The organism is Kitasatospora sp. NPDC056531 (genome assembly GCF_042794375.1).
Classification (GTDB): domain Bacteria; phylum Actinomycetota; class Actinomycetes; order Streptomycetales; family Streptomycetaceae; genus Kitasatospora.
In genome coordinates this window covers 8,591-34,084 of sequence record NZ_JBHTTU010000073.1, presented here as the reverse complement: position 1 = coordinate 34,084, position 25,494 = coordinate 8,591, and the positions used below count along the sequence as shown (strand labels likewise).

The window sequence follows — 25,494 nt, the reverse complement described above, 5'->3', positions numbered from 1 at the left end:
GGCCCGCCGCGGTCCGGCGGGCCGGGCGGATCGGAGCCGGGTGCGCCCCCCTTCGGCCGCGCCGCCGCGCCGCCGCGCCGCCGCGCCGCCGCGCCGCCGCTCCTCAGAGCCGGGCGCTGCGCAGGATCGCGCCGACCTGGTCGGAGATCGCGGCCTCGTTCCGCTCGAACTCCGGCGAGGTGACCTGCGACTGGTCCGTCGGGAGTCCGGTGAGGACCGGGGTGTGCAGGTGGCCGCCGGGGAGGTCGGGGGCGAGGTCGAGGCGGAGGCGGTTGGACCGGTAGGCGACCTCGTTGGAGAGGTAGCCTCCGCCGCCTCCGGCGACGGCGCGGGAGCCGGGGGTGGGGCCGCCGGGGCGGGTGACGGGGGTGGTGGCGCCCTCGGGGATCTCGGTGACGGGGGTGTTGAGCAGGACCGGGTAGGGCTGCTGGACGGCCGTCATGGCGTCGGTGGGAAGGGTGGTGTGGATGAACTGGGGGCCGTCGGCCAGGCCCGGGGCGTCGACCGGGTGGTCGCGGGTGCCGCCGGAGAGGGCGCCCACGTTGTCGGTGGCCGGGTCGGCGGAGCGGGCGCGGCCGGCCCAGGCCTCCAGGGTGAACTTGCCGGGGTAGCCCTGGCTGATGCTGGTGATCAGGTCGGCTGACTGGGCGCCGGGCACCAGGTGCGGGCCGAATGCGCGTTCCACGATGCCGTCGTCGAAGTCGTCGTAGCGCACCGGCAGGACGACGGCCCGGACCTCGGCGGTGCTGCCGTCGGCGAGGGTGATCCGTTGTCCGTGCAGGTGCAGGACTGCCGCGCCGGAGGGGTTGGCGCGGCGCGGTTCGGTGTCCAGGCCGTACGGGTCGAAGCCGCTGACGAAGATCCGCCGGATGCCGGGGTCGCTGCTGAAGCCGTCGTCCAGGCCGCGCGAGGCGTCCTCGAAGCGGGCCCGCAGGTCGGCGTAGTTGATGTCGAACTTCGGCTGCCAGCTCGCGAGTTGGACGGTCATGGCGAGCCTGGTCCAGTACAGCGGCCGGTCGTCGCGGGCGGGCAGTGGGCCGGCCGGTCGGCGGCCCTGGGCGCGGTCGACGCCGGCCTGCCAGAGCGCCCGGCCCCAGGCGTCCACCACCCGCTCGGCGCGGTGGGCGTTCCGGGCGGCGCAGAGCGCGGCGGGGAAGCCGGCGAGCAGCTCGTCGAAGCCGGAGTGCTCGGTGAAGGTGGCGGTCCGGGCGTCCTGGAGGCGGGCCTGTTCGGCCTCCACGGGCGCGTTGGTGACGGACCGGCAGCCGGCCCGTTCGGCGTGGGCGGTGGCCGGGGCCAGCAGGGCGGCGAGCGTCCCGGCGAGGGCGGCGGTCAGGGTGGCGGCGCGTCCTGCACGGTGGGCGTAGCGGCGGGCGGTACGTCCGGTGGCACGGCGAAGCTGTGTCATGTCCACCGACAATAAGTGCCGGTCTGACGCCCCGCCAGAGCGCCCGTCCGGTACCCGTAGGCTGGGCGGGTGACACCCCTTGACCCGACCGTGAAGTCCCTGATCGCCGACCCGTACGGCGCCTACGTCAAGCTGCGCGCCGAAGCGCCCGTCCGACGGATCGTCGGCCCGGACGGGCTGCCCGTCTGGCTGGTGACCCGCTACCCGGACGTCCGTCAGGCGCTCGCCGACCCCAGGCTCGCCCTCGACAAGGCGCACGCCGCGCCCGGGAACTACAAGGGCTTCTCGCTGCCGCCCGCGCTGGACGCCAACCTGCTCAACATGGACCCGCCGGACCACACCCGGGTCCGCCGCCTCGTCTCCCGGGCCTTCACTCCGCGCAGGGTCGCCGCCCTGCGCGCGCCGATCGAGCGGGTCGCCGAGCAACTCCTCGACACCATCGAGCCGTTGGGTCGCACCGACCTGCTGGCCAACTACGCCGCGCCGCTACCGATCACGGTCATCTGCGACCTGCTCGGCGTCCCCGAGGACGACCGGCTCGACTTCCGTTCCTGGACCGACACCCTGATCACCCCGGACCCGGCCCGCCCCGAGCAGACCCGCGCCGCCGTGAAGTCGATGCTCGGCTTCTTCACCGGCCTGATCGAGCGCAAGCGCACCGAACCGGCCGACGACCTGCTCTCCGACCTGATCACGGTCCGCGACGAACAGGACCGCCTGAGCGAGGACGAGCTGACCTCGCTCGCCTTCCTGATCCTCTTCGCCGGCTACGAGAACACCGTCCACCTGATCGCCAATGCCGTCCTCGCCCTGCTCACCCACCCCGAGCAGCTCGCCGCCCTGCGTGCCGAGCCCGAGCTGATCGCGAGCGCCGTCGAGGAGTTCGCCCGCTTCGACGGCCCCGCCCCGCTGTCCATCCGCCGCTTCCCGCGCGAGGACGTCACCATCGGCGACGTCACCGTCCCGGCCGGGGAGACCGTGCTGCTCTCGGTCGCCTCCGCCAACCGCGACCCCGAGCAGTTCACCGACCCCGACCGGCTCGACCTGCGCCGTAGTGAGAACGGCCACCTCGCCCTCGGCCACGGCATCCACTACTGCCTGGGCGCCCCGCTGGCCCGGATGGAGACCTCCCTCGCGCTGACCGCGCTGCTGCGCCGCTTCCCCGACCTCGCCCTGGACGTCCCGGTCGGGCAGCTGCGCCACCGGCCCACCATGCGGGCCCGTGGCCTGCTGGAACTCCCGGTGCGGTACTGACCGCGGCACCGGCGGGTACCGGCGCGGCGCCGACGCGGCCTTGACGCGACGGCCGGGAACCGGCTCGGTCTCGACAGCGTTGTCGTGGTCGAACAGCGTGTTTCGGACGGTGGTGGAGGAAACCCCATGAGTGTGGCCCTGACGAAGGGCGGCAACGTCTCCCTGGGCAAGCAGGCCCCCGGGCTGCGGGTGGTCCGGGTGGGCCTCGGTTGGACGGCCGGCGACGGGTACGACCTGGACGCCAGCGCGCTGCTTTGCGGGGCGTCCGGGAAGGTCCTCACGGACCAGCACTTCGTCTTCTTCAACAACCTGCAGAGCCCGGACGGATCGGTCCGCCACCAGGGCGGCGCCGGCGGCGGTGACGACCGTGAGCGGATCGAGGTCCGGCTCGCCGAGGTCGCCGCCGACGTGGAGAAGATCGTCTTCTCGGTGGCGATCTACGACGCGGCGCAGCGGCGGCAGACCTTCGGGCAGGTCCGCGGCGCGTACATCCGGCTCGGCGACGTGGACGGCGGCACCGAGGTGGCCCGCTACGACGTGCGGCCGGAGGCGGGCAGCGAGACGGCGATGGTGTTCGGCGAGCTCTACCGGCACGGCGCGGACTGGAAGTTCCGCGCCGTCGGACAGGGCTACGCCTCGGGGCTCGCGGGCATCGCCGCGGACTTCGGCGTCGACGTGCTGCAGCCCGCACCCGCCGCCGCGCCGACGCCCGCCCCGGCTCCCGTCCCCGCCGTGCCGGCCGCCCCCGCCGTGGCGCCCGCCGTTCCGAAGACCCAGCCAGCAACAGGGAGTTCCCCCGTGACGTGTTTCTTCGACCCCTCGCACGGCTACGGCTCGACCGCCGTGCTGTGGCAGCCGCAGTGGGGCGTGCCGCGCCAGGTCGAGACCTGCGCCGCCTGTGCCCAGCGGGTGCAGACCACCGTCCCGCCGTTCTACACCCCGCCGCAGGCCGGCTACCCGCAGCAGGTCCAGCAGGTCCAGCCTGTGCAGCAGGGCCGCCCGCAGGTGCCCGGCCAGCAGGACCAGGGCCGGCGCTTCGGCACCGGCGCGATGATCGGCGCGGGCGCGGCCGGCCTGGTCGGCGGCATGCTGCTCAACGAGGCGCTGAGCGACGACGAGCCCCATGTGGTCGTCAACAACTACTACGAGGACGATGACGACTCGTTCTTCTAGGAGATCGTTCTTCCGGGACGGTCCTCCTCCGACCGGCCGGAACCGCTGTGCCGGTTCCGGTCGGCGCCTCCCGTCGTAGGCTCCCCGGCCGTCCTGTCCGTGAGGAGCTGACCCGGTGACACCTGCGGTCGGTGCGGTGCGCTTGAATGGGGCCCTTGCGCCGCTCTGACCGGGGGAGATGTACTGATGACCGCGACCGACGCGACCGCCGCCACCGATGCCGCGGACGTGGCCGACGGGCCGCACGCCGAACTGCTGGCCGCCGCCAGGAACCCCACGGCGGCCTGGCTGGAGTCCCGCTTCGGCGAGGGCACGCTGTGGCGGCCCGAGACGCTGCCCGCGGGGCTGGAGTCGGGCGCGGCCCGGGCGTTCCTGGCCGAGGTCGGCATCCCGGCCGTCGAGCTGGACTTCGTCGGCTACGACTCGGCGGACCTGCCCGAGCGCGGTATGTGGGAGGCGGACACCGACGAGCTGTACGCCCGTGACCCCGAGGACGACTCCCCGGCGGGCCTGGCCTACTGCGTCGGCAAGTTCGACGACTGGCACCTGATGGTCGACGCCGAGTGCGGCGTCGTCGAGATCTACAACTCGGACGGCTGGACCACCGGGCGGGGTCACGGCGGCTGGGCGGCCGACTCGCTGCCCGAGGTGATCGGCGCGCTGGGGCTGCTGGCCGGCTTCGAGGAGCGGATCGTCAACGGCGACGCGCAGGCAGCGCTGGACGAATTCGAGGCGTTGGTGGCGCAGTTGGGCCAGGGGCCGGACAAGTCGGACCTCTGGGTGGGGCTGCTGGAGAACCTGCGCGAGGAGTACGAGGAGTTCGACGAGGACTGACCGGTCCCAGGCCCGAACGGCCGCACGACGCAAGCGCGTCGTGCGGCCGTCGGCGTTCCCGGGTGATCCCCGGCGTTCCCGGGCGCGCTGGGGTGCCGCTCCACCGGGTGGTCGACGCGCTCGACGAGGTCGCCGCCGTGACCGACCGGCTGGTCCCTCCTATGCGGCAGCGGTGGTGGCGCGCCAGCTGACGGGGAGGGTGAGCGGTGACTTGCTCGGGGATTCGTCGTCCCAGGTGGGGTGGTGGCCATCGGGCACGTGCAGGTCGGGGAAGTGGTCGAAGAGCGCCGCGAGGCCCACGGTCAGCTGGGCCCGTGCCAGGTGTGCGCCGATGCAGTTGTGCGCTCCGCGGCCGAAGGCGAGGTGAGGGTTGTCCGATCGGCACAGGTCGAGCCGGTCGGGATCGGAGAACACACGCTCGTCGCGGTTGGCCGAGGCGAGGACCGGCAGCACGGCGTCGCCCGCGTGGATCCTCCGGTCGTGCAGCTCGATGTCCTCGACGGCCTGGAGGACCACGACACCGTTCATGACCGGTACGTACCGCAGGAGTTCCTCCACCGCGCCCGGCAGGAGGCCGCGGTCGTCGCGCAGCCGGGCGTACTGGCCGGGTACGGCCAGCAGGGCCACCACGGCGTCGGCCAGGAACATGGTGCTCGTCCGGTAGCCGGCGACCAGCATGGAGAGCCCGAAGGTCACCACGCTCTCCCCGTCCAGGGTGTCGCGCCCGCACGCGTGGACCAGCTCGGTGAGGATGTCGTCCGCGGGCTCGCGGCGCTTACGGTCGAGCAGCGCCGAGATGTACCCGCGCAGCTGGGAGGTGACCTGGCGGCCCTCGTCCAGGGTGATGAGCGCCCCCAGCGCGGCGTCCGCCCTGGGCAGGAAGTACCCGTGGTCCTCGTAGGGGATGCCCACCAGGTCACACATGGCTTGGAGCGGAAAGGGCTCCAGGAAGCCGCCGACCAGGTCACCGGGCTGTCCAGCGGCCACGAACTCGTCCAGCAGCCGGTCGGCCGACCGACGCAGGCGCGGCAGCCGACGGCGGATGGCACGGATGCTGAACGGCTCGGCCAGGGCGCGGCGCAGGGCCGCATGCCGGGGGCCGTCCAGTTCCATCATCGTGATCAGGCCCGGTTCGTCGTCGGCGGCCCGGTCGGGCCGGGGCGGCCAGTCGTTGATGGTCGGCCTGATCAGCAGGGGGTCCGCGAGCAGGTCCCGGACGTCCTCGTACCGGGTGGCGTACCAGGCGGTGGCGCCGAACGGCAGCCGGACCCGCGTCAGCGGGCACTCCCGGCGCAGCCACCCGTACTGCGTGGGCGGCCCCATGGTGCCGGGCGGCGGGAGGGGCATGTCGATGACGGGCGTGTCATGGACGGGTTCCGGCGGTGGGCTGCTCACCTTCGTTCTCCCTGGATGCGTGTGAGGTGGCCGAGTGCGGAGGCCTCACCAGCTGACCGGGAGGGTCAGCGGTGACTTGGTCACGGATTCGTCATCCCAGGTGGGTTCCTGTCCTTCGGCCGGGTGCAGTCGTGGGAAGCGGTCGAGCAGCGCCTCCAGCCCCACGGTCAGTTCGGCGCGTGCCAGGTGGGCGCCGAGGCAGTTGTGGGTCCCCCGGCCGAAAGCGAGATGGCCGCTTCCGGTCCGGCTCAGGTCGAGCCGGTCGGCGTCGGCGAAGATCCGCTCGTCGCGGTTGGCGGAGGCGGGCACGGGGATGACGGCTTCGCCCTTGTGGATCCTCTGCCCGTGCAGCTCGACGTCCTCGGTCGCCAGGAGGATCACGGTGCCGTTCATCACCGGCATGTAGCGCAGGAACTCCTCCACCGCGCCGGGCATCATCGTCCGGTCGTCGCGCAGGAGTGCCCACAGGTCCGGCCGGCCCAGCAGGATGTGCACCGTATCGGCCAGGAAGAAGCCGCTGATACCGAAGCCGACGGTGAGCATGGACAGCCCGAAGGCCATCACGTCGTCATGGCCCAGAACTCCGTCGTCGCACTGGCGGACCAGTGAGGTCAGGACGTCGTCGCCCGGCCGGTTTCGCTTCAGGGTGATCAGTCCGGCCACGTACTCGTGCAGCAGGTCGGTGACCCGGCGTCCCTCCTGCGAGGTCACCATCGCGCTGAGGGCCTCCTCCAGGACCGGAAGAAACCGGTCCCGGTCCCCGAAGGGGACACCCACCAGATCGCACAGCACGAGCAGGGGGAAGGGGTCCGTGAAGCCGGCGACCAGATCGCCGGGCCGGCCGTCCTCCTGGAACGCCCGCAGCAGCTGCTCGGCGAGCCGGCGGATGCGCGGCAGCCGGTGCCGTACGGCCCGGGCGCTGAACGGCTCGGCCAGGGCGCGGCGCAGGGCCGCGTGTCGGGGGCCGTCGAGTTCGGCGATCGTGACCAGGCGCGGCCCGTCGTCCGCGGGCTGCCCGGGGCGGGACGGCCAGTCGTTGATGGTCGGTCTGATCAGCCGGGAGTCCGCGAACAGCTTCCGGACGTCCTCGTACCGCGTGGCGTACCAGGCGGTCGCGTCCATCGGCATCCTGACCCTGGCCAGCGGGCACGTCGCGCGCAGCCGCGCGGCCTCCTCGGGGGGCCCCATGGTGCCCGGCGGCGGGAGCGGGAAGTCCAGGACATCCGCCTCGGGGCCGGGTCCCCGCGCACCGGGTGGCCGTGCGGTCACGCTCGCTCTCCTTCGGGTGCTCCGGCTACGGGCGTTCGATGTAGCCGCTGGCGTAGAAGTACTCCAGGTAGCGGTCCAGCAGCTCCGCGTCGACCGGAGGGCAGCCCAGGCCCGCGGTGGCCAGGTCACGCTCGACATTGGCCCGCCCCACGGTCGGGAAGGTGCCCTCGAAGTACATCTCCTTGACGGACATGTCGGCCTGCTTGCAGCGGTCCACGCACAGCGAGACGAAGGGGGCTGTGGGGCTCGTGGGGTGCTGCGCGACATGGCGGACGAGTTCGCCCACCCACTCGTCGTAGGGGAGCCGGCGAATCCGATGGCCGTGGGCGTCCATCCGGTCGAGCATGTCGCGCAGGCTCGCCGCGCGGGGGTTGGTCAGGTGGTAGGTCCGGCGGGTGGCGCGCCCCGCCGTGGCGACGTGCACCACCGCGTCGGCGAGGTAGTCCACCGGGACGAAGTCCAGCGGCAGCGGGATGTCGGGGGCCAGCCCGGTCTCGCTGATCGTTTTGAACAGCGAGCAGATCGCGGTGTCGGTGTTGCAGGCGCCGGTGTGCCGGTCACCGGTGATCTCGTACGGCCGGTAGATCGCCACCGGCAGGCCCTGGTCCGCGGCGTTGCGCAGCACCTCCTCGGCGACCCACTTGCTCTCCGCGTAGCCCATGGTGAGCCCGTCGGCGTGGTCGAGCGGCAGGTCCTCGTCGACGTGTCGTACGCCCGCGGCTCCGAAGCCCGCCAGCACCGCGATGGTGGAGAGGAAGTGCACCGGCACCCCGCGCCCGGCCGCCAGCCGGATGAGCTCCCTGGTGCCCTCCACGTTGGTGCGGCGCAGCGCGTCGTACGGATAGAGGAAGTTGACCTGCGCGGCCGAGTGGATCACCAGGTCCAGGGCGTCGGCGAGCTCGTCGGCGTGGCCCGGTTCGAGACCGAGACCGGGCTCGGCGAGGTCGGCGGGGAAGGAGACGATGCGGTGGGCCGCTTCGGTGGCGGCGAGGCCGAAGCGGGCCAGGTTTCGCGTCACCTTCTGCCGGGCGTGGGCGCGGTTTCGGCTTCGCACCGGGCAGTGCACCCGGGCGTCGGTACGGCGCAGCAGCGCAGTGAGCAGGAAGGCGCCGACGAAGCCGGAAGCGCCGGTGAGCAGCACCTCCCGAGGGTGCCGCCAGTCCGGCTCCGGCCCGCGTTGCGGTGGCAGGGTGAAGCCCAGCCGCGCCTCGGCGCGGAAGTCCACCGGGCCCGGGTCGGCCAGCGCCCCGCCGTGCCGGTCCTTGAGGGTGGCGACGGCGCCGGTGAAGTCCTCCAAGGCGGGGGAGCGCAGCAGACTGTGGACCAGGGTGCGGCCGTGTCGGGCGTCGAGGTCGAAGGCGGTCAGCGTACGGGTGACGACCTCGGCTGCCAGCAGCGAGTCGCCGCCGATGTCGAAGAAGCTGTCATCCGGTGCCGGGTGCACACCCAGCACCACCTGCCAGATCCGCGCCAGGGTGTCCTGCGGACCGGTCCCGAGGCCCTCGACCGTCACCGGGGTGGCGGCCGTCTCGGTCGCCGCCTGCGCGCGTAACCGGCGCCGGTCGACCTTGCCGGCCGCGGTCACCGGGAATCGCGCGACCTCCACCAGCCGCGAGGGCACCGCGGCTGCGGGCAGCCACGTCGCGAGACCGCCGCGGATGCGGTCCAGCGACAGCGTCTGACCTGGGCGGGCCGGTGTCACGTATCCGATCAGGGTGTCGCCGTCCCGTTCGACGACGGCCTCGCCCACCGCATCGTTCGCCCGCAGCCGCGCCTCTATCTCGTCGAGCTCGATGCGGTGCCCGCGCAGTTTGATCTGCCGGTCCGCCCGGGCCCGGTACTCCAGTACGCCGTCCGGGCGGCAGACCACCCGGTCGCCGGTGCGGTACAGACGTGTCCCGGGTTCGACGAAGTTGTCGACGAAGCGCTCGGCGGTCAGCTCGGGATCGCCGAGGTACCCCAGGGCGAGTCCGTCTCCGCCGACGAGGAGCTCACCTTCCTCACCGGCGTCTGCGAGGGTGCCGTCCGCGCGCAGCACGTGACACGTGGAGTTCTCCAGCGGGCGGCCGATCGGCACGGCCGTCACCTCGGGAGGCAGATCGTGCACGAGGTGTGCGGTGGAGACCACGCTGTTCTCCGTCGGACCGTAGAAGTTGACCACGTTGGTGTTCGGGCAGGCCGCCAGGATCGCGCGGGCCAGCTCCGCGTCCATCACCTCGCCCCCGGCCGAGGCGAACCGCAGGGACTGCAGTGCCGACGGCCTGGTGCGTGCGATGTGGTGGAACACCCCGGTGGTCAGATAGGCGATGCTGACCCGCTCGGAGAGCAACAGTGACTCCAGAGCGGCCGGTGACAGCAGCTCCTCCTGGTCGGCGATCACGATGCAGGCGTTGGCGAGCAGTGCGGGCCAGATCTCGATCGCGGAGGCGTCCGAGGAGATGCCGTAGGCGTGCAGCACCCGTTCACCGGGCCGCGGCCGCTGCCGGACCAGGTCGGAGGCGGCCAACCGGACGACTCCGCGGTGCGGGATCGCCACGGGCTTGGGACGGCCGGTCGAGCCGGAGGTGAACATCACGTAGGCGCAGTCCGTGGGAAGCACCCGGACCCGCGGTACCGCGACCGGAGCCGTCGGTGCCAGGCCGCCCAGGTCGACGCGGGCACGCACGCGCCGGATGCGGCGGACACCGCCGGGCAGCATGACGAGGGTGTGCACCCCCGCGTCCTCGGCCATCGCCTGCAGACGCGCGGGCGGTGAGGCGTCGTCGAGCGGAACGTACGCCGCGCCGGTCTTGAGGATGCCCAGGAAGGCGACCAGTGCTTCCGGTGACCGCGCCCCGCACACTCCGACCTTGTCGCCGTGCCGCACACCGGAATCGTGCAGCCGGGCGGCCAGCGCGTCGGAGCGGATCCTGAGCTCGCCGTAGCTGATGCCGCGACCGTGCTGGACGCAGGCGGTGGCCTGCGGGCGGTCGGCCGCCCGGGCGTCGAACAGCTCGTGGAGACAGCGATCACGCGGATACCGGACCGTCTCGACCTCGCCCGCCGCCACCTGATGCGTTCTTGCCTGAGGGTCCATCGGGATGTCTCGTCTCTGCTGCGCATGAAGTACCCGGCGCGGGAGAGCTACTGCTCGAACTCCCTGGCGAAGGCGGCGAAGTCGATGCTCCGCCATCGCCGGGGCCGCATCCGGATGAGGATGTCGTCGGCCAGTTGCCGCTGATTGGCCGCCAGGTACGCGGTCGCCGTGTCCGCGTCCAGGTACCGGCGGGCCAGCTCCTCGCGCTCGGTCGGCGGCAGTGGATCCTCGACGGCCACCACCGGCCCCTCCACGCTGACGTAGCGGTAGGGTGCGGACTCGTCCTGCGCACAGAGGCTGAACCGGCCCGCGCTGCGGATGAGCCGGGCCTTCAGCGTCTCCCGGCCGGTCTCGATCGTCACCAGCCCACCGGGCCGGTAGGAGTACCAGAGCGGGACCAGCAACGGCCCACCACCGTCACGCGGGTCGTCCACCCCGAGGACTCCCACGTGCAGGCCGGCGAGGAACTCCTCCCGGTCTTCGACCGACATCCTGAGATCCACTGGGACCGCCTCGATTCGGCAGAGAACGCATACGGTGTTGAGTCTGGTGCGCAGGGTGAACCCGGCGGCTCAGCCGGGCCGGGCCAGGCCCTCTTCCAGGTTTTCATCACTCCGGGGCAAGTCGCATTCCGGGCGGCTGCGCACCGGGACGCCCCGAGGTGCGTGTGGGCCACCGGGCCGTTCCCCTCGTCGGACAGCACAATTGAGAAGCCCGCTGTCAGCAGTGGCCGTCGTACTCGTCCGGTAGCTCACCGGCAGAAGGAAGAGGCGCATGAGGGCAGGCATCCGAGCCGAGGGCCTGGTGAAGACCTTCGGCGACGTACGGGCCCTGGACGGGGTCGATCTCCACGTGCCGGAGGGGACGGTGCTGGGCCTGCTCGGCCCCAACGGAGCCGGCAAGAGCACCACGGTGCGGGTGCTCACCACCCTGGTGCGGCCCGATGCGGGCAGCGCTCACGTCGCGGGGGTGGACGTGCTCAAGGAACCCGGCCGGGTCCGCAGCCTGATCGGCCTCTGCGGCCAGTACGCGGCGGTTGACGAGTACCTCACCGGCCGGGAGAACCTCCGGATGGTCGGCGAGCTCTACCAGATGCGGACCGGGGCCGCCAAGGCGCGCGCCCGGGAGCTGCTGGAGTGGTTCGACCTCGCCGAGGCGGCCGACCGGCTGGCCAAGACCTACTCCGGCGGTATGCGCCGTCGGCTCGACCTGGCGGCCGCACTGGTGGTGCGGCCTCCGGTGATGTTCCTCGACGAACCCACCACCGGTCTGGACCCGCGCAACCGGCTGGCGCTGTGGGAGGTCATCGAGACACTGGTGACGGAGGGCACCACCCTGCTGCTCACCACCCAGCACCTTGAGGAGGCCGACCGGCTGGCGCACGGCATCGCCGTGGTCGACCACGGCCGGGTGATCGCACGCGGTTCGGTGGACGACCTCAAAGCCAGGATCGGCGGGGAGCGGGTGGAAGTGGTGGTCCACGAGCAGGAGCTGATCGGCGCGGCCGTGGCGGCGCTCACCCCGTACGGCGAGGACCGGCTCAGCGTGGAGCGGCACACCCGGCGGATCACCGTGCCGGTGAGCGGGGGCGCCCTGGTGCTCGCCGACGTCATCCGTGAGCTGGACGGGCAGGACATCGTCATCGACGACATCGGCCTGCGCAGGCCCACCCTCGACGACGTCTTCCTCTCCCTCACCGGCCACGCGGCCGAGGAGACCGACCCGGGAAAGGACGCATGACCATGGCGGTCGTCACCACCGACACGGGGGGAGGCACGATGCGGCGGCCGCGCGGCGTCGTCGTCCGGACGGCGCGCGACTCCTGGGTGGTCGCCCGGCGGAACCTGCGCCGGATGACCCGGATGCCGGAGATCGTGGTCTTCGGGCTGTTGCAGCCGGTGATGTTCGTGCTGCTCTTCTCGTACGTGCTGGGCGGCGCGATCAAGGTGCCGGGTGGCGGCTACCGGGAGTTCCTGATGGCGGGGATCTTCGCCCAGACGGTCACCTTCGCAGTGGCCGGGGCCTCCGCCGGCATCGCGGAGGACATGACCAAGGGGCTGGTGGACCGCTTCCGCGCGCTGCCCATGGCGCGCTCAGCGGTGCTCAGCGGGCGGACCCTGGCCGACGCGGTGCAGAGCGCCTTCGTCCTGCTGGTGCTGGCGATCGTGGCGCTGCTGGTGGGTTGGAGGGTGCACCACGGGGTGCTTGAGGCGCTGGTCGGCTTCCTGCTGCTGCTCCTGTTGGGCTACGCCTTCTCCTGGATCGGGGCGCTGATCGGCCTGTCGGTGCGCAGCCCGGAGGCGGCCACCTCGGCGGGCCTGATCTGGCTCTTCCCGCTCACCTTTCTCTCCAACGCGTTCGTGCCGGTGAACACCTTGCCGGGCCGGCTGCAGGCGATTGCCTACTGGAACCCGTTCAGCGCCACCGTCCAGGCATGCAGGGACCTGTTCGGCAACCCGGGGGTCGACGGCGCGCACGCCTGGCCGATGCGGCATCCGGTCGCGGCGTCCGTGCTCTGGTCGCTACTGATCCTGGGGCTGTTCTCCTGGCTGTCGGTGCGCAAGTACCGAAACGCGGTCGGCTGAGCGGGAGTGCGAGCCCGTGCCGCGGCACGAGGGCCCCGCCGCGGCGCCAAGGGGAGCTCCTCGGCCTGGAGTTGAAGCACATCGGCTTCCGGAACGGGACCATTCGCGTCGAGCAGCAGCTGACTGACCTGCGAAAACCGTGCTCGCCGGCCTCACCGGCCGCTGAGATGTCCATCCCGCGGCGCGGGGATACGCTGAAGAAGGCCCTGCGTAAAGCCAACACACGTCGGGTGGGCATCATGACTGAGACATCACGCAGGAACATCAAGAGCAACGACAATGCGCGCCGTCGGATCGCGAGACCCCTGGTGGCCGCTGTGGTCGCCGCGGGGCTCGGCGCGCTCGGCGCCGGGGGCCCGGCGGCCGCACAATCGCACGGGGTCACCGCGTCCGCGGTGTCGCAGACGGTCCTGACGGCCGTGCCCATGGCCCCGGCCGCCGGAGCGCAGCAGGTCACCATAGCGAACTTCGCGTTCGCGCCCGGCACACTCACGGTCAGCGCGGGCACCACTGTCACCTGGACCAACAACGACTCCGACGTGCACACGGTGACCAGTACCGGTTCCGGCCCGCTCGCCTCCGCGCCGCTGAACCAGGGGGCCTCGTACAGCTACACCTTCACCACGCCCGGGACATACGCGTACATCTGCTCGATCCACCCCTTCATGCACGGCACGGTCGTGGTGCAGTAGGTCACCACCATGCCCGTCGAGCTGAACCACACCATCGTCCTCGCCCGTGACCGGCAGGAGTCCGCCGAGTTCGCGGCCGGCATTCTCGGCCTCGAACTCGGCGCGGCCTGGGGCCCGTTCCTGCCACTCGTCACTGCGAACGGAGTCACCCTCGACTTCGCCACCGCCGATCCCGAGCTCCTCGCCCCGCAGCACTACGCGTTCCTGGTCTCGGAGGCGGAGTTCGACGGCATATTCGCCCGGATCCAGCAGGGTGGCATCGAGTTCTACGCCGACCCGCGCATGCAGCGGGTCGGCGAGATCAACCACAACGACGGCGGCCGCGGCGTCTACTTCCGGGATCCGTCCGGCCACGGCCTGGAAGTCATCACCAGGCCCTACGGCAGCGGATCCTGACGTCACGTCGGGTCGCTGGAGGTCGAGGGGTCGTGGCGCGGGTCTACCGGGCGGCGGCTCTGGAGCGTGAGGCCGCGATCTCGGCGTAGGCTTCGGCCTTGTTCGCCCAGTGGGAGCCCTCGACGGACTTTCCGGGTTCGAGATCCTTGTAGACCTCGAAGAAGTGGGTGATCTCGTTCAGGTCGTGCCGGGGCATGTCGTCGATGTCCTGCAGACGGGTGAAGCGGGGGTCGTGGGCGGGCACGCAGAGGATCTTCTCGTCCGGACCCTTCTCATCGGTCATGACGAACATGCCGATGGCGCGGCAGGTGATGCCGCATCCGGGAAAGGTGGGCTCGTCGACGAGGACGAGGGCATCGAGGGGGTCACCGTCCCCGCCGAGGGTGTCCTCGATGAACCCGTAGTCCGCCGGATAGCGGGTGGCCGTGAACAGCATCCGGTCCAGGCGGATCCGTCCGGCGGCATGGTCCATCTCGTACTTGTTCCGTGATCCCTGCGGGATCTCGACGATCACCTCGAAGTCCATGTCGCTCTCCTTCGCGATCCGTGGCGTCCGACGGCGTCGGCTCCACCATCTTCGAGGGGATCACCCGCCGTCGCATGCCGGGCACGCGATTGCCCTAACCCCCGTGGAGACCTCCAGCCCCCGGGGTTAGCCTCGGTCTGACGGTTCCCGGGCGGCGAATTCGCGCACCTGACGCCCCAGACACGACGTCAAGGAGCACGGAATGGCTGGGATCTTTCATGCGGGCGCGTCCGTTGCGGCCGCGCCCGTGTTGACCGGGTCGGGCCGAACGCTGCTGGTGATCGTCGCGGTGGTCGGGGCGGGCGCCCTGGTGGTGGCCGGGGCGTTCGCCCGCCAGGTCCTGGCCGCGGACGAGGGCACCGAGACGATGCGGCGGATCGCCGGGGCGGTTCAGGAGGGTGCGAACGCCTACCTGAGACGCCAGTTCCGCACCCTGGGCGTCTTCGCAGGGGTGGTGCCCTTCGTGCTTCTGCTGCTGCCGGCGGACAACTGGGGGCAGCGGATCGGGCGTTCGGTGTTCTTCCTGGTCGGGGCGGCCTTCTCGGCGACGACGGGGTACGTCGGGATGCAGCTCGCGGTGCGCAGCAATGTTCGGGTGGCGGCGGCGGCCCGGGCGGGGACGGCGCCGGTCCCGGCCGTGGAGTCCTGGGAGGGGCCCACCGCGGCATCGATCGTGCGAAGGGTGTCGCACCGGGCGATGCGGATCGCCTTCCGCACCGGTGGGGTGGTGGGGATGTTCACCGTGGGGCTGGGCCTCATGGGGGCGGCGACGGTGGTGCTGATCTACCAGGCGAACGCGCCGAAGGTGCTGGAGGGCTTCGGCTTCGGAGCGGCGTTGCTGGCGATGTTCATGCGGGTGGGCGGTGGGATCTTCACCAAGGCCGCGGACGTGGGCGCGGACCTGGTGGGCAAGGTCGAGCAGGGGATCCCCGAGGACGATCCACGCAACGCGGCGACGATCGCCGACAACGTGGGTGACAACGTGGGCGACTGCGCGGGGATGGCGGCCGACCTGTTCGAGTCCTACGCCGTGACCCTGGTCGCCGCGCTGATCCTGGGCAGAGCCGCCTTCGGCGACAACGGGCTGACCTTCCCCCTGGTGGTGCCCGCCATCGGGGTGCTCACGGCGGTCCTGGGCATCCAGATGGTCTCCCCGCGGCCCACGGACCGCAGCGGGATGACCGCCATCAACCGCGGCTTCTTCGCCTCCGCCGTGGTGTCCCTCGCCCTGGTGGCCGGCGCGGTCTTCGCGTTCCTCCCGGCCCGCTTCTCCGGTCTGCACGGGGTGTCCGCCGAGATCACCCGGCACGCGGGCAGCCCGCGGGTGTTCGCCCTGGCCGCGGTGGCCATCGGGATCGTGCTGGCCGCCGTCATCCAGCAACTGACCGGCTACTTCACCGAGACCACCCGCCGCCCGGTGCGGGACGTGGGCAAGACCTCGCTGACCGGGCCGGCCACCGTGGTGCTCTCCGGTGTCGCGCTCGGTCTGGAATCGGCTGTGTACTCCGCCGTGGCCATCGGAGCCGCCGTCTACGGCGCCTTCCTGCTCGGCGGCGGCTCGCTGATCCTGTCCCTGTTCGCGGTCGCGCTGGCCGGGACCGGACTCCTGACCACCGTCGGTGTGATCGTCGCGATGGACACCTTCGGCCCGGTCTCCGACAACGCCCAGGGCATCGCGGAGATGTCCGGAGACATCACCGGCGCCGGCGCCCAGGTGCTCACCGAACTGGACGCCGTCGGCAACACCACCAAGGCGATCACCAAGGGCATCGCCATCGCCACCGCGGTGCTCGCCGCCACCGCGCTGTTCGGCTCCTACACCGACACCATCGCGACCGCCGAGGAACAGATCGGCCCGGCCGCCCACGGTTCGAGCCTGAGCCTGGCCATCGACCAGCCCGACAACCTGGTCGGCCTGCTGGCCGGCGCCGCCGTCGTCTTCCTCTTCTCCGGTCTGGCGATCAACGCCGTCTCGCGCTCCGCCGGCGCGGTCGTCTTCGAGGTCCGGCGCCAGTTCCGGACCCGGCCCGGCATCATGGACGGCACCGAGCGGCCCGAGTACGGCCGGGTGGTGGACATCTGCACCCGCGACGCGCTGCGCGAACTGGTCACCCCGGGCCTGCTCGCCGTGCTGACCCCGATCGCCCTCGGTTTCCTGCTCGGCGTCGGCCCACTGGGCTCCTACCTGGCCGGAGCGATCGGCGCGGGCACCCTGATGGCCGTCTTCCTGGCCACCTCGGGCGGCGCCTGGGACAACGCCAAGAAGCTGGTCGAGGACGGTCACCACGGCGGCAAGGGCAGCCCCGCGCACGAAGCCACCGTCATCGGCGACACCGTGGGCGATCCCTTCAAGGACACCGCCGGACCGGCCATCAACCCGCTCCTGAAGGTGATGAACCTGGTCTCCCTCCTGGTGGCGCCGGCGATCGTCAAACTCAGCTTCGGTCCGCATGCCAACCTCGGCCTCCGGCTGGCCATCGCCCTGCTGGCCCTGGCCGTCGTCGTCCTCGCCGTGTGGATCTCCAAGCGCCGGGGCATCGCCGTCGGCGCCGACGAAACGCCCACCGGCACCCGCGCGCCGGAGGAGCCCGCGCCCGTCCGGTGAGGCGCCGGACCGCGCCGGCCGTGCCTCAGACCTTCGCGCCGTCCTCGGAACGGACGTGCGCCGGAAGGCCGTTGGCGAGGTCCTCGACCAGCAGGCGCCAGGCGATGGCGTCCGCCGCGGTGCGTAGCTCGGGGCTGCGCGGGCGGCCGGCGTCGGCGTCCAGGCGGTCGTTGAGCCAGCCCGACCAGGCGCGGGCGAGGGCCCGCACCTCGCTGACGCCGGCCTCGGTGTGGGTGAACCGGTCGCCGTCGCGGGTGAGGTAGCCCTGGGCGGTCATCCGGTCGAAGACGGGCTCCAGCACTTCGGGCGGCACCCGCCTGCGGGCGGCGATCAGGTCGAGGGAGGCGTGCCCGAGGGCCTTGGTGTGGCCGGCCACCTCCATCAGGGCCCAGGCCCCGGCGAGGTCCACCCGGGTGTCGGCGCCGCCGACGATCGTCCGTACGGTGTCCAGGTCCACGCCGCGCACGATCGTGCAGACCGCGTACTCCAGGTGCGGGTCGGAGTCGCTGGTGGTCGGCTGGCCGAAGCCCTCGCCCATGTCGGTGGAGCCGGCCCGGGCGGTGTCGCGCAGCTGCACCTGCTTGAGGAACAGCGCGACCACGAAGCCGACCACGGCCACCGGGATCGACCACAGGTACACGGTGTGCAGGGCGTCGGAGTACGCCTGGACGATCGGCGCGGCCTGGGCGGCGGGGAGCCGGTGCAGGCCCTGCGGACTCTCGGCGGCGCGGGCGAGCACGGCCGGGTCGGCGCCGGTGAGCCGGGCGGCGGAGGCGATGCCCTCGGCCAGTCGGGTCTTGAGGCTGTTGGCGTAGACGGTGCCGAACACGGCGGTGCCGAAGGAGCTGCCGATGGTGCGGAAGAAGGTCACCCCGGAGGTGGCGGTGCCGAGGTCCGTGTAGTCGACGGTGTTCTGCACGGCGATGGTCAGCACCTGCATGCTCAGCCCGATGCCGACGCCGAGCACGAACATGTAGAAGGAGGCCAGCGCGGTGCCGGTGCCGGGTCGGAGGCGGGAGAGCAGGTAGAGGCCGAGGGCCATCACCAGGGTGCCGACGATCGGGAACACCCGGTACCGGCCGGTCTTGCTGACCGCGTTGCCGCTGGCGATGGAGGCGATCAGCAGGCCGATCACCATCGGCAGCATCCGCACGCCGGAGACCGTCGCCGAGTCGCCGTCCACGTACTGCAGGAAGGTCGGCAGGAAGGTCAGCGCGCCGAGCATCGCGAAGCCGACGATGAAGCTGAGCACCGAGCAGACCGCGAACACCGGGTTGCGGAACAGCCGCATCGGCAGCATCGGTTCGACCGCCCGGGTCTCCACCCAGCAGAACAGCCCGAGCGCCACCGCGCCGCCCGCGAACAGGCCGATGACCACCCCGGAGCCCCAGGCGTACTGGTTGCCGCCCCAACTGGTCGCCAGGATCAGGGCGCTGGCGCCGACCGAGACCAGCGCGATCCCCAGGTAGTCGATCACCGGCCGCACCGCCGAGCGCACCGACGGGATGGTCCGGGCGGCCGCGGCCACCACCAGGACGGCGATCGGCACGTTGACGTAGAACGCCCAGCGCCAGGACAGGTGGTCGGTGAACAGCCCGCCCAGCAACGGCCCGATCACCGTGGCCAGACCGAACACCGCGCCGATCGCGCCCTGGTACTTGCCGCGCTCGCGCAGCGGGATGACGTCCGCGATCAGCGCCATGGCCGTCACCATCAGCCCGCCCGCGCCGATGCCCTGCACCGCCCGCCAGGCGATCAGCAGGATCATGTCGGTGGCCAGGCCGCACAGGAAGGAGCCGGTGATGAAGACGATCGCCGAGACCTGGAACAGCAGTTTGCGCCCGTACAGGTCGCCGAACTTTCCGGCCAGCACGGTGGCCACCGTCTCGGCCAGCAGATAGGCCGTCACCACCCAGGACATGTGCGAGGCCCCGCCGAGGTCCGCGACGATCGTGGGCAGCGCGGTGCCGACGATGGTCTGGTCCAGGGCGGCCAGCAGGATGCCGAGCACGATGGTGCCGAAGACGACGTTCCGCTGCCGTACGTCGAGCACCGGCGGGGCGGAGGGCTGGGTCTCGCTGGCGACAGTCATGCCGCCAGCCTCCGGCGGGTACGGGCCGGTCGCGATCCGGTTCGGCCGTACGGGTGAGTGGAGACCCGCTCCCGGGCCCGGGTGGCGGCGCGGTGCGGGCCGGGCGACGATGGGCCGAGCCGGCTCCCCCCGGACACCGGGAAGGGGTTCCCATGATCGCCCAGTCCTCCCGCAACGCCGTGAACCCCGAGCCGCCCGGCGCCTCCGCCGTCGGCGGGCGGGCCGAGGCACGGCGCTGGCGGGCGCTCACGGTCTGCCTGGTCGCCGGGTTCATGACCCTGCTGGACGTCAGCATCGTGAACGTCGCCCTGCCGACCGTGCGGGCCGGGCTGCACATGTCCGACAGCGGCCTGCAGTGGGTGCTCAGCGGCTACGCGCTCGCCTTCGGCCTGGTGCTCGTCCCGGCCGGGCGGCTCGGCGACGCCCGCAGCCGACGGGCCGTCTTCCTGACCGGGCTCGCCCTGTTCACCGCGGCCAGTGCCCTGGCCGGGGCGGCGCAGAACCAGGAGTGGCTGGTGCTGGCCCGGCTGATCCAGGGCGCGGCCGGCGGTGTGCTGGTGCCGCAGGTGTCCGGCTTCATCCAGATCCTGTTCCAGGGCGCCGAGCGCGGCCGGGCCTTCGGTGCGCTCGGCGCGACCATCGGGCTGTCCACCGCCGTCGGACCGCTGCTCGGCGGCCTGCTGATCCACCTGTTCGGCCCGCAGGACGGCTGGCGCTGGGTGTTCCTGGTCAACCTGCCGATCGGCGCCGCCGCACTGCCGATCGGCTACCGGCTGCTCCCGGCGCCCCGCCCGACCGCAGGGCGGGCCGGGCACCGCGACTTCGACCCGGTCGGCGTGCTGCTGCTCGGCGCCGGGACGGTTGCGCTGCTGCTGCCCTTCGTCCAGGCGCAGCAGTGGCACGGCTCGGTGCGCTGGCTGCTGCTGCCGCTCGCGGCGGCGCTGCTGGCGGCCTTCGTCGGCTGGGAGCGGTACTACGCGCGGCGGTGCGAGCCCTTGGTGAGCATGGCGCTGTTCGCGGTGCGCCCGTACGCGGCGGGGGTGCTGCTGTCGCTGGTGTACTTCGCCGGGTTCACCGCGATCTTCTTCATCTTCACGCTGTACCTCCAGGTGGGCCTGCACTACTCGGCGCTGACGGCGGGCCTGGCGGTCACCCCCTTCGCGCTCGGCTCGGGGGTGGCGGCGGCGGTCGGCGGCCGGCTGGTGAGTCGGCTCGGGCGGCGGCTGGTGGTGGCGGGGCTGCTGCTGGTGCTGCTCGGCCTGCTGGCCTCGGCCCTGGCGGTGCAGCTGTGGTCGGGCTCCTCGGTGGGCTGGGCGACGGTCGGCCCGCTGCTGGTCGCCGGGGTGGGCAGCGGCCTGGTGATCTCTCCGAACCAGACCCTCACCCTCCAGTACGTCCCGCTCGCCCGCGCGGGCAGCGCGGGCGGTGTGCTGCAGACCGCCCAGCGGGTCGGCTCGGCGGTCGGCATCGCGGTGGTCGGCTCGGTCTTCTTCGCCCACGCCGGCGGCCGCCACCCGGACTGGGCGCTGGCCTTCCAACTGGGCGTCGCGGTGGCGGGGGGCCTGATCCTGATGGCGCTGCTGGTGGCGCTGGCGGACGAGGTGGCGGGCCGGCGGGCATAGGGCCCGGCTGTCGTGACGGCGAGGTTCGACCGGGCGGCAACCGCGCCGTCAGTGGTCCCGGCGCTGGATCACCACCGCCGCGATGACCACCGAGGCGAGCGACCACACCGCGTAGGTGGTCCAGGAGCCCGCGACCGTGGCCGGGTACTCGGTGGGCCGCAGGCCTGTCAGCGTGGTGCGGGCCAGGCGCTGCCAGGCGGGGAAGGGCAGGGCGTGCAGCACGTCGGCGGTCCAGCGGTAGCGCTCGGTGACCAAGGAGGGGAGGAAGAACAGCACCACCACGGTGCCCACCGCCGCGCCCGCGCTGGACTTGCCCGCGCCGTTGGGGCCGAGGAAGCCGGTGACCCGGCCGGGGCGGACGGTGAAGGTGAGGCGGTCGACGGCCGTGCGGCGGCCGTAGCGCTTGGTCAGTTCGATGACTTCGATCACGGGCACCACGGTGCCGGGGGAGGCCCGGCCGCCACATCGGACCGGTGTCGACACCGCGGGTCGGCCCCGGTCGTACAACCACGGTTGGATGACGGCGCCCGACCCCGTCGTTACGATCTTGAACCATGCCCGAGACACCGACGCCCCCGCTGCTGCGGCGCGTCCAGCCCGAGGCCTGGGTCGCCCTCGCCTGGTGCGTGGCCGCCGCCTACCCCGCCGTGCTGCTCGGCGCCACCGAACGGCTGCAGCACGGCGCCGCCCTGCACGGTGGCCTGGCCTTCACCCTGGGCGACACCGCGATCGCCTTCGTCGGCGCCGCGCTGGTGCGCCGGCTGCCGGTGCTCTCGGTCGTCGTGCTGCTGATCGCCACCTGGACGGAGACCGACGGCTGGTCGGCGAACGCCCAAGTCCCACCGGGCTCGCTGCTGGCGGTGTACGTCGCGCTGTTCCTGATCACCGCCCGTGGCCCGCGCCGCAGTTCGCGCGCGGCCTTCGCCGTGGCGGCGGTCTTCCTGGTGCTGCACATGGGCATGGTCCACGGCAACACCGTCGGCATCTTCACCGGCACCCACATCGGCTCGGCCGACGGCGCCGCGCTGCTCGCCCTGGTCGCCTGGCTGGCCGGACGCTCGGTGCGGCAGAACCGGGAGCATGCCGAGACCTTGAGCGGCCGGGCGGCCGCCGAGGCGGTCACCGCCGAACGGCTGCGGATCGCCCGCGAGATGCACGACACCGTCGCGCACAGCATCGGCATCGTCGCCCTGCAGGCCGGCGCCGCCCGCCGGGTGATCGACCGCCGGCCCGAACGGGCCAAGCAGGCGCTGGGCGAGATCGAGGCGGCCGGCCGGGAGACCCTGGCCGCGCTGCGCCGGATGCTGGTCGCGCTGCGCCAGGCCGACGGCGAGGTGTCCGACACCGTCCCGGCGGGCCTGGCCGACCTCGACCGGCTGGCCGTGGCCACCACCGCGGCCGGGGTGCGGGTGGAGGTGCGGCGCGCGGGTGAACCGGGGCCGCTACCACCGGAGATCGACCTCTCGGCGTTCCGGATCATCCAGGAGTCGGTGACCAACGTGGTCCGGCACGCGCGGGTGCGCGCCTGCCTGGTGAGTGTCGACCGCAGCCGAGCGGGGGAGGTACGGGTGGAGGTCACCGATCGGGGCCGGGGCCACGGCGACGCACCCGGCAGCGGCTTCGGCCTGGCCGGGCTGCGCGAGCGGGTCGCCCTGCTGCACGGCGAGTTCGACGCCGGGCCGCGCCCGGACGGCGGCTTCCGGGTCGCCGCCCGGCTGCCGATCCCGCTCCCCGAGGGGGAGACCGCGTGATCCGGGTGGTGCTGGCCGACGACCAGCCGCTGGTGCGGGCCGCGTTGGAGATGGTGATCACCGAGACGACGGACGTCGAGGTGGTCGGCGAGGCCGGCGACGGCGCCGAGGCCGTCCGGCTGGCCGCCGAACTGCGGCCGGACGTCGTGGTGATGGACATCCGGATGCCCGGCACCGACGGCATCGAGGCCACCCGGCGGGTGACCGCGGCCGGCGGGCCGACGAAGGTGGTCGTGCTCACCACCTTCGACGAGGACGAGCACGTGTACGCGGCGCTGAGCGCCGGGGCGTCCGGCTTCCTGGTCAAGGACATGGCGCTGGACGACATCCTCGCCGCCGTCCGGGTGGTTGCCGCCGGGGACGCGCTCATCGCACCGAGCGTCACCCGGCGGCTGATCGGGGCCTTCGCGGCCCAGCAGCCCAAGCCGGTGCGGGAGTCCCACCGGCTGGACGTGATCACCGACCGGGAGCGGGAGATCCTCACCCTGGTCGGCCGGGGCCTGTCCAACACCGAGATCGCCGCCGAGCTGGTGCTCAGCATCGCCACCGTGAAGACCTACATGACCCGGTTGCTGGCCAAGTTGGACGCCCGCGACCGGGTGCAGCTGGTCATCCTGGCGTACGAGGCGGGCCTGGTCTCCGTGCCCGGCTGACCAGGCCCACCTGCGTCAGTGCTTGACCGCCACGCCCGCGTACATCGCGATGTCCTGGTCGCGGACCACCGGGGCGTCGGCGTCCGGCCGCCAGTGGTGGACCAGGGTGACGCCCGGGTCGAGCAGCTCGTATCCTTCGAAGAAGGCCTCCGCCTCGGCCTTGTCGCGGATCTGCAGCGGGATGCCGCGCGCGTTGTACTCCCGGCCGACGCCACCCACCCCGACCGGGTCGGTGTCGCCGGTGAACACCGTCAGGGCGAGGAAGCTGCCGGGCGCCAGCGCGTCCATGAAGCGGCGCACGATGCCCTGCGGGTCGTCCTCGTCCAGCACGAAGTGCACGATGGCGATCAGCGACAGCGCCACCGGCCGCGAGAGGTCGAGCACCTGGCGCAGCCGGGGGTTGGCGATGATCGACTCCGGGTCGCGGAAGTCGGCGTCCACGTAACAGGTGCGGCCCTCGGGCGTGCTGGACATCAGGGCCCGCGCGTGGCTCAGTACGATCGGGTCGTTGTCCACGTACGCGACCCGGGTCCCGGGGGCGATCGCCTGGGCGATCTCGTGCACATTGGGCGAGGTGGGGATGCCGGTGCCGATGTCCAGGAACTGCCGCACCCCGTACTGCTCGGTGAGGTGGCGCACCGAACGCTGCATGAAGTCGCGGGTGGTGCGCATCGAGACCGGCAGCGACGGCCAGGCCCGCACCGAGGCGTGCGCGGCGACCCGGTCCGCCTCGAAGTTGGTCTTGCCGCCGATGAGGTAGTCGTAGACCCGCGCGGAGTGCGGTACGTCCATCCGCAGGTCCACCGAGGGGTGGTCCTGCCGCGGTTCCTGCTGCGGTCCCTGCTGTGATTCCTGCTGGGCCCGGACCTCGTTCGCCATGCTCGCCCTCCCGTTGCCGTTGGGCATCCGTCACCGGCCGCCACGGCGGCGGTCCTCGGTCCGCATGGTAACGGTCGTCCGGTACGACGAGATGACGAACCCTCAGGTCTGGGCCTCCGGACTCCGCGCCTCGATCCCGACCGCCTGATGGGGGAGCGCCCCGGACCCGGCCCGCCCGCCGCGCCCCGCCGCCAGCTCCACCGCCGCGCCGATCCAGGCCGCACCGAAGGCCCAGGTCGACACCCACTCGCACAGGTACATCGGCCGCACCGACCAGTGCGCCCCGAACCCGGACAGCCCGCAGACGGCCGCGGCCAGCAGCGCGACCAGGATCAGCACCCCTGCCGCCAGGTAGGCCGCGCCGACCCGGGCCGGCTGCGCCGAGCGCGGATTGCGGAAGGAGTAGAGGCAGAACAGCGCCAGCATCACGAACAGCAGGGCGGCGAAGACCAGATGGAACACCCCGACCACCCGCTGCACCTCCGTCGGGTCCCCCGGCGCCGTCGGGCACAGCGCGACCACGAGGGCGGACACCCCGGCCGCCGTGCTCCACCGGTCGTCCCGCCGGTCGAAGCGGTAGCAGATCAGGAACACCCCGAGCGCGCACAGCGCCCCGACGAGGACGTTGCGCGTCCCGGTGTAGTACGCGGCGCTCATCGAGGCCGGCCAGAAGCCGTCCGTGCCGCGCCCCATGACCTCGTCCGCCAACCAGTTGCCGACCGGCAGCGCCGGCGGCAGCAGGACGCCGATCGCCCCGACGCCGAAGCGCAGGAAGCTGACCGTCCGTTCGTCCTGGAGGCTCTGTCGCTGTGGGGGGTCGGGAGTTCTCTCGCTGCGCAGGTCGTCACTCACGGACGCCTCCTCGCCTACCGTACGGGCAGCCGTGGCCCGCGGATCGTCCGGCCGCTGGGGGATCACGTGGGGCGGTGTCGAAGGGCGCCGCCGCACGGAAGCGGCCGTCAACTGGTGTACCCGCAAAGGTTCGTGGCCCACCACTGGATCAGGTGGTTTGTGGTGGGCTGCAGCAGCCCGCACAGCGGCGCCACCAGCGCGGCGCCGACCAGGATGGTCCACCCAGCGCTGCTCGGGGCGGCGCCACACGCCGCGCGAGGGGAAACCGCCGTCGCCGCCGGCCACCCGCACCGCCGCCCGTCCGCCGCTCGCCGCGCTGGGGCCGACCGCACCGGCCTGACCGCGCACCAGCCTGACCGCAGACGGACGGGCCCGGGGTAAGGAGGAAGTGAGCAGGGGCAGTACAGGGTGGGAGTGGCGGGGGGGGCAGTG

20 protein-coding genes and 1 pseudogene are annotated in these 25,494 nt (G+C 72.5%); 11 read left to right on the top strand and 10 right to left on the bottom strand.

The annotated features are described in order from the left end of the window. Window positions 1–103: 103 nt before the first annotated feature. The gene (locus ACFQ87_RS35190; RefSeq protein ID WP_380614983.1) at window positions 104–1,408 is read right to left on the bottom strand and encodes a pyroglutamyl peptidase; all 1,305 of its coding nucleotides are present in this window, start codon (window positions 1,406–1,408) and stop codon (window positions 104–106) included. Between the two features lie 69 nt (window positions 1,409–1,477). Here ACFQ87_RS35190 and ACFQ87_RS35185 point away from each other — a divergent pair, with 69 nt between their 5' ends. The 3 genes from ACFQ87_RS35185 to ACFQ87_RS35175 all read left to right on the top strand — a co-directional run bounded on the left by ACFQ87_RS35185 (window position 1,478) and on the right by ACFQ87_RS35175 (window position 4,669). After that, complete coding sequence (locus ACFQ87_RS35185; RefSeq protein ID WP_380614982.1) at window positions 1,478–2,662, top strand: cytochrome P450; 1,185 nt, start codon at window positions 1,478–1,480, stop codon at window positions 2,660–2,662. A 126-nt stretch (window positions 2,663–2,788) separates the two neighbouring features. Further along, window positions 2,789–3,835, top strand: coding sequence for a TerD family protein (locus ACFQ87_RS35180; RefSeq protein WP_380614981.1), 1,047 nt, complete (start codon window positions 2,789–2,791; stop codon window positions 3,833–3,835). Between the two features lie 186 nt (window positions 3,836–4,021). Beyond that, window positions 4,022–4,669 carry a hypothetical protein gene (locus ACFQ87_RS35175; protein ID WP_380614980.1) on the top strand — a complete coding sequence of 216 codons (648 nt, stop codon included), beginning with the start codon at window positions 4,022–4,024 and terminating at the stop codon, window positions 4,667–4,669. Between the two features lie 159 nt (window positions 4,670–4,828). Here ACFQ87_RS35175 and ACFQ87_RS35170 read toward each other — a convergent pair whose 3' ends face one another. From ACFQ87_RS35170 to ACFQ87_RS35155, 4 genes are read right to left on the bottom strand one after another with little or no spacing between them, the layout of a single operon-like run. Next, window positions 4,829–6,064 carry a cytochrome P450 gene (locus ACFQ87_RS35170; protein WP_380614979.1) on the bottom strand — a complete coding sequence of 412 codons (1,236 nt, stop codon included), beginning with the start codon at window positions 6,062–6,064 and terminating at the stop codon, window positions 4,829–4,831. Between the two features lie 45 nt (window positions 6,065–6,109). Continuing rightward, window positions 6,110–7,333 (bottom strand): cytochrome P450, encoded by a 1,224-nt coding sequence (locus ACFQ87_RS35165; protein WP_380614978.1) that lies wholly within the window; start codon window positions 7,331–7,333, stop codon window positions 6,110–6,112. Window positions 7,334–7,358: 25 nt separating this feature from the next. After that, on the bottom strand, window positions 7,359–10,409 hold the full coding sequence (locus tag ACFQ87_RS35160; protein ID WP_380614977.1) for an amino acid adenylation domain-containing protein: 3,051 nt from the start codon (window positions 10,407–10,409) through the stop codon (window positions 7,359–7,361). Between the two features lie 47 nt (window positions 10,410–10,456). Beyond that, complete coding sequence (locus ACFQ87_RS35155; protein WP_380614976.1) at window positions 10,457–10,900, bottom strand: pyridoxamine 5'-phosphate oxidase family protein; 444 nt, start codon at window positions 10,898–10,900, stop codon at window positions 10,457–10,459. Between the two features lie 283 nt (window positions 10,901–11,183). Between ACFQ87_RS35155 and ACFQ87_RS35150 the strand changes: the two genes are divergently transcribed. From ACFQ87_RS35150 to ACFQ87_RS35135, 4 genes are all read left to right on the top strand, one after another. After that, entirely contained in the window at window positions 11,184–12,149 is a 966-nt protein-coding gene (locus ACFQ87_RS35150; RefSeq protein ID WP_380614975.1) for an ATP-binding cassette domain-containing protein, read from the top strand. Window positions 12,150–12,151: 2 nt separating this feature from the next. Next, window positions 12,152–12,994: an ABC transporter permease gene (locus tag ACFQ87_RS35145; protein ID WP_380614974.1), complete on the top strand. Its 843-nt coding sequence runs from the start codon at window positions 12,152–12,154 to the stop codon at window positions 12,992–12,994. A 71-nt stretch (window positions 12,995–13,065) separates the two neighbouring features. Next, complete coding sequence (locus ACFQ87_RS35140; protein ID WP_380614973.1) at window positions 13,066–13,686, top strand: cupredoxin domain-containing protein; 621 nt, start codon at window positions 13,066–13,068, stop codon at window positions 13,684–13,686. A 9-nt stretch (window positions 13,687–13,695) separates the two neighbouring features. Then, window positions 13,696–14,082 (top strand): VOC family protein, encoded by a 387-nt coding sequence (locus tag ACFQ87_RS35135; protein ID WP_380614972.1) that lies wholly within the window; start codon window positions 13,696–13,698, stop codon window positions 14,080–14,082. Between the two features lie 43 nt (window positions 14,083–14,125). On the opposite strand, the gene ACFQ87_RS35130 is transcribed toward ACFQ87_RS35135, so the two are convergent. Further along, window positions 14,126–14,608, bottom strand: coding sequence for an inorganic diphosphatase (locus tag ACFQ87_RS35130; protein ID WP_380614971.1), 483 nt, complete (start codon window positions 14,606–14,608; stop codon window positions 14,126–14,128). A gap of 202 nt (window positions 14,609–14,810) precedes the next feature. Here ACFQ87_RS35130 and ACFQ87_RS35125 point away from each other — a divergent pair, with 202 nt between their 5' ends. After that, on the top strand, window positions 14,811–17,213 hold the full coding sequence (locus ACFQ87_RS35125; protein ID WP_380614970.1) for a sodium-translocating pyrophosphatase: 2,403 nt from the start codon (window positions 14,811–14,813) through the stop codon (window positions 17,211–17,213). Window positions 17,214–17,238: 25 nt separating this feature from the next. Here ACFQ87_RS35125 and ACFQ87_RS35120 read toward each other — a convergent pair whose 3' ends face one another. Next, the gene (locus ACFQ87_RS35120) at window positions 17,239–19,305 is read right to left on the bottom strand and encodes an MDR family MFS transporter (RefSeq protein ID WP_380614969.1); all 2,067 of its coding nucleotides are present in this window, start codon (window positions 19,303–19,305) and stop codon (window positions 17,239–17,241) included. Between the two features lie 152 nt (window positions 19,306–19,457). Here ACFQ87_RS35120 and ACFQ87_RS35115 point away from each other — a divergent pair, with 152 nt between their 5' ends. Continuing rightward, window positions 19,458–20,927 carry an MFS transporter gene (locus ACFQ87_RS35115; protein ID WP_380614968.1) on the top strand — a complete coding sequence of 490 codons (1,470 nt, stop codon included), beginning with the start codon at window positions 19,458–19,460 and terminating at the stop codon, window positions 20,925–20,927. A gap of 303 nt (window positions 20,928–21,230) precedes the next feature. Here ACFQ87_RS35115 and ACFQ87_RS35110 read toward each other — a convergent pair. Beyond that, window positions 21,231–21,356 (bottom strand): annotated as a pseudogene (locus ACFQ87_RS35110) (ATP-binding cassette domain-containing protein); the annotation flags it as partial. A 125-nt stretch (window positions 21,357–21,481) separates the two neighbouring features. Here ACFQ87_RS35110 and ACFQ87_RS35105 point away from each other — a divergent pair. Both ACFQ87_RS35105 and ACFQ87_RS35100 read left to right on the top strand, forming a co-directional pair. Then, window positions 21,482–22,678: a sensor histidine kinase gene (locus tag ACFQ87_RS35105; protein WP_380614967.1), complete on the top strand. Its 1,197-nt coding sequence runs from the start codon at window positions 21,482–21,484 to the stop codon at window positions 22,676–22,678. Beyond that, window positions 22,675–23,331: a response regulator gene (locus tag ACFQ87_RS35100; RefSeq protein WP_380614966.1), complete on the top strand. Its 657-nt coding sequence runs from the start codon at window positions 22,675–22,677 to the stop codon at window positions 23,329–23,331. Before ACFQ87_RS35105 ends, ACFQ87_RS35100 begins: the two co-directional genes overlap by 4 nt. 15 nt (window positions 23,332–23,346) lie before the next feature. On the opposite strand, the gene ACFQ87_RS35095 is transcribed toward ACFQ87_RS35100, so the two are convergent. Together ACFQ87_RS35095 and ACFQ87_RS35090 are read right to left on the bottom strand one after the other, a co-directional pair. Next, window positions 23,347–24,123 carry an SAM-dependent methyltransferase gene (locus ACFQ87_RS35095; RefSeq protein WP_380614985.1) on the bottom strand — a complete coding sequence of 259 codons (777 nt, stop codon included), beginning with the start codon at window positions 24,121–24,123 and terminating at the stop codon, window positions 23,347–23,349. 189 nt (window positions 24,124–24,312) lie between these two features. Then, entirely contained in the window at window positions 24,313–25,062 is a 750-nt protein-coding gene (locus ACFQ87_RS35090) for a hypothetical protein (protein ID WP_380614965.1), read from the bottom strand. Between the last annotated feature and the right edge of the window lie 432 nt (window positions 25,063–25,494).